Source organism: Yoonia sp. R2-816 (assembly GCF_046762905.1).
GTDB lineage: Bacteria > Pseudomonadota > Alphaproteobacteria > Rhodobacterales > Rhodobacteraceae > Yoonia.
On record NZ_JBKQXN010000175.1, the window covers coordinates 1 to 516 of the forward strand.

The 516-nt window shown below is 51.6% G+C and carries 2 pseudogenes; both read left to right on the plus strand.

Annotated elements, in window-relative coordinates:
• A pseudogene (locus ACFWW2_RS06780) lies at positions 1-157 on the plus strand (ATP-binding protein); the annotation flags it as partial.
• Between the two features lie 112 nt (positions 158-269).
• Positions 270-516, plus strand: a pseudogene (locus tag ACFWW2_RS06785) (IS256 family transposase); the annotation flags it as partial.

Below are 516 nucleotides of genomic sequence, written 5' to 3' on the forward strand. Positions count from 1 at the left end.
CCGCTGCGAATGGATAGAGCGGCAAGAGAATATCATTGCCCTTGGCCCATCAGGCACCGGCAAAACCCATGTCGCCCTAGGGCTGGGTTTGGCGGCCTGTCAAAAGGGGTTGCCAGTTAGCTTCGTCACGGCGGCATCTCATGTCAACCAACTGATGTAGGCCCGATATGAGAGAGATATAGCTGAAAGTTGGTGATAGCCCATGAGGGGCGGCATATAATGGAGTTGTTGAAGCGCCTCAATTCTCATATGAGAAAAGTAAATTAAACATGACGAAGACTACCATCACTACGTTGCCCTAAACAAATGCATTTACATCTGATACTTTCACCGACATTAAAAGAACTCGAGCGCGTGACTTAAAACAAAAATCATGTGAAGCTGAACTTACAGCGTTGCTGGAGGCGCATTCGGACGAGCGAACCGATGATGGCCGCACACGATTAGTACGCCATGGTCACCTGCCGGAGCGCGAGGTTATGACGGGGATCGGCGCGGTGCCGGTGAAGGTGCCGC